General features: G+C 71.5%; 3 protein-coding genes and 1 pseudogene. All 4 read right to left on the bottom strand.

Translation table 11 applies throughout. The features are described 5' to 3' along the window. Positions 1-633: alpha/beta fold hydrolase (locus tag ACWCO3_RS32930; RefSeq protein WP_450013833.1), on the bottom strand; the 633-nt coding region annotated here is incomplete at its 3' end. An 89-nt stretch (positions 634-722) separates the two neighbouring features. Next, positions 723-2,426 (bottom strand): ABC transporter permease, encoded by a 1,704-nt coding sequence (locus ACWCO3_RS32935; protein WP_145778411.1) that lies wholly within the window; start codon positions 2,424-2,426, stop codon positions 723-725. After that, the gene (locus tag ACWCO3_RS32940; RefSeq protein ID WP_145778412.1) at positions 2,411-3,175 is read right to left on the bottom strand and encodes an ABC transporter ATP-binding protein; all 765 of its coding nucleotides are present in this window, start codon (positions 3,173-3,175) and stop codon (positions 2,411-2,413) included. Before ACWCO3_RS32940 ends, ACWCO3_RS32935 begins: the two co-directional genes overlap by 16 nt. A gap of 180 nt (positions 3,176-3,355) precedes the next feature. Then, a pseudogene (locus ACWCO3_RS32945) lies at positions 3,356-3,535 on the bottom strand (hypothetical protein); the annotation flags it as partial.

Consider the following 3,535-nt stretch of genomic DNA (forward strand, 5'->3'; position numbering starts at 1 on the left):
GGTCCGGTAGTCGTACATCAGGTCCAGTTGGCGCTCGATCACCCCCGGGCGGCTGAGGAACGCGTGCTCGTCGACCCACAGGTCGGGGTCGTACCGCTCGGGGTCCGGGTCGTCGCCGACGTGGCGGGTGCGGATCGCCGCCAGCGAGAGGATGTTCTCCCGGACAGCCGTCTCGTGCCCGGCGCGGTCCTGCCAGTACGCCCGCCGGGTCGCCCAGAGCGGCCCCAGGCCCGTGTCGTGGGCCACCGCGTTCTGCACGACGAGTCCGCGCAGCCGCCCCGGATCGGCGCGGGCCATCCGGAACCCCACCGGCCCGCCGTAGTCCTGCACGTAGAGCAGGTAGTCCTCGGCGCCGACGGCGGCGGCGAAACCAGCCATCGTGTCGGCGATCCGGTCGAACGTGTACGGGAAGCTCTCCGGAGCCGGGGTGTCGCTGTGCCCGAAACCCGGGTAGTCCGGTGCGATCAACCGGAACTGGTCGGCGAGCCGGTCGAGCAGCGGCTCGAACATCCGCGACGACGACGGGAACCCGTGCAGGAGCAGCAGCACCGGCGCGTCCGGCGCGCCCGCCTCCCGATAGAAGACGGAGAGCCCATCGACGACGACGCTGCGGTAGCGCGTGTGTGAGCCCATGCCGACCGTCCCCTCGTCGCGCCTGCTCGCACCATAACGAGGGTCGGGCGCGCCCGACCGGCGTTCGACCGGACGGGACGCGCCCTTGCTCAGCGGCGCGGCGTGACCGTGGCCAGCAACTCGGGCAGCCGGCGGTCCAACACGTCGCCGGCCAGGTAAGCGCCCAGCAGCGCCGCGCCCAACCCGTACGCCGCGCCGACCGGCAGGGCCAGCCAGAGCCAGGCGCCTCCGAGTAGCGCGGCGGCCACCACCATCGGCACCGCCGCGACCGCCGACACGAGCATGGTCACCAGGGTGAGAAGCCCCTTCGTGAGGCCCGCACCGCTGTTCATCGCGAACGGGTTGCTCGTCTCCGGCAGCGAGTACGCCCCGAGCACCGAGACGAAACTGTTCACCGCCAGCCCGGCACCGTAGGTGGCGACCAGGCTGCCGAGGGTGAGCCCGATCCAACCCGGTCGACTGAGCAGCACCGACAGCACCACCGACACGAACGCCAGCATCGGCAGCACGTACAGCGAGAAGGCAGTCATCCGCGCCCGGAGCTCCACCCGACCGGGCACCCCGGCCACCACGTTCGCGGCGTACGCGCTGCCGTCGAAGCCGAACTGGTTGGCCAGGGTGGCGGCGGCGAGCACACCCACGAGAACCATGGAGATGGTGACCACTACCGGTGAGCTGTCGTTGGCAGCCGCCGTCAGCCCTCCGCTCTCCATGGCCGCGAAGTCCCCGCCCGTGACGTTGACGAACACGGGTACGAAGATGCCGACCACAGCGATCGTGATCAGGTTGGCCCGGCGGCGCGCGTCCCGCCACCAGTACCGGGCCTCCCGGGCGACCAGCGCGCCGAACCGGTCCCGGCGGGCCCAGCCGGTGACCCGGGGGAACAGTTGGGCGACGGCGCCACCGGCCACCCCGCTCCGCGCGGGGGCCTTACCGGCGCTCGCCGCGCCCACCATGGCCGACTCGAGCGACCGGGACCACCAGGCCAGCAGGGCGCCGAGCGCCACCACCGTGATCAGCAGTTTCACCGGTGCCGCCCACACCCGTCCCTGGGCCACGTCGATGCCGGCCGTCCACGGTGCGCCGAGCGGCGTCCAGCCGATCACGGTCGCCGCGCCGGTCAGTCGGGTCCAGTCCGTCTCCCGCAGTGCGGCGAGACCGAAGATCTGCAACGGGCCGAGAAGTGCGGCGACCACCGCCAGCAGCACGGCCGCCAGGTCCCGGACTCGCCGGGACCGCAGCATGGTGGCGAAGGCGCTGGTCACCGCCCGGCTGGCCGCCACGCAGAGCAGCAACCCCGCGACCACACCGACCACGGCCACCAACCCCGCCGACCAGCCGCCCAGCGACCAGGAGGTGAGCACCAGTCCGAACGTCGCGATCAGCACCGCCAACACCGGAACGCTGATCAGAGCCGCCGCGAACAGGCCGGTCACCAACGTGCGGCGGGACAACGGCAGCAGCGCGAACCGAGCCGGGTCCAGTGTCTCGTCCACACCGAAGAAGACCAGTGGCAGGATCAGCCAGCCGACCACCAGCAGGCCCCCGCCCGCCGCCCCGACCAGCACCGCGTACTGGCCGTCGCCGGTCAGGCCGGGCAGGGCGAAGAGGAAGAAGCCACTGACGGCGAACCAGAGCCCGAGCAGCGCGCCACCGATGAACAGTGCGATCCGCCAGCCCTGACCCCGGAAGTTGTTGCCCATCACCCGCAGCTTCAGCCGCACGAAGTGCCGAGCGGAGACCGTGCGTACGGGCGCGGTGGGCCCGGCGTCCGTGCTCACCGCGACAGCCACGACAGCTCCTCGCCCGTCGCAGTGCGCCCGCCGACCACCTCGACGAACACCTGCTCCAGCGAGCGGTCACCACGGACCTCGCCGATCGTCCCTACCCGCTTGATCGTGCCGCCGGCCAGGATCGCCACGTGCGAGCAGAGCCGCTCGACGACCTCCATCACGTGACTGGAGAAGACCACGGTGCCGCCGCCGGCCGCGTACCTGCTGAGGATGTCGCGGATCAGCGCGGCGGAGACCGGGTCGACCGCCTCGAACGGCTCGTCCAGCACCAGCACCCGCGGGCCGTGCAGCAGCGCGCAGGCCAGGCCGATCTTCTTCTTCATGCCCGCTGAGTAGTCCACCACCAGCGTCCGACCGGCGTCGCCGAGCGCCAGTACGTCCAGCAGCTCCGCGGCCCGCTGGTCGACCACCGCCGGGTCCATCCCCCGCAACAACCCGTTGTACGCGAGCAGCTCCGCTCCGGTCAGCCGGTCGAACAGGCGTACCCCGTCGGGCATCACGCCCAACAGCTGCTTCGCGGCGACCGGGTCCTGCCAGACGTCCTGCCCGAGCACCCGGGCCGAGCCGGCGTCCGGCCGCAACAGGCCGACCGCCATCGACAGGGTGGTGGTCTTGCCGGCGCCGTTCGGGCCGAGCAGCCCGTAGAAGGAGCCAGCGGGGACGTCCAGGTCGACGCCGGCCACCGCGATCGTGCCGTCGAACCGCTTGGCCAGGCCACGCAGTGCGAGCGCGGGGTGCTCAACAGTCATGCGTCGACGCTATCCGGCGACTGCCAGTTCTGCGTCCGGCGGCGGGCGGACCGGGATCATCCTGAAGTCGTAGATCCCCGATCTGCCCTCGACGGCGGTTGATCCACTCCTCGTCGCCGATATCGGGGTATCAAGGCATCGGCATGCCACCACATCGCCGAACTGGAGTGGATCACGCGATCAGAGTCCTTGGTACGGGTGCTGGCGGGCGTTCTCGCGCTCCCACTCCATCACGGCACGCGTACGGTCCGGGTCCTCCGCGAGCAGCCGCCAGTACTGAGCCACCACCCGGCGGGCTTCCGGGAGGGGATAGTGGGCTTTGAGCACATCCCGCCAGAGATTCTGCAGGTCAACGCCCCC

The sequence above is a fragment of the Micromonospora sp. NPDC002411 genome, assembly GCF_053592955.1.

Bases quoted from the DNA above. Each gene is read 5' to 3' on its own strand.
- ACWCO3_RS32940 (WP_145778412.1), bottom strand. From the start codon at position 3,175: ATGACTGTTGAGCACCCCGCGCTCGCACTGCGTGGCCTGGCCAAGCGG.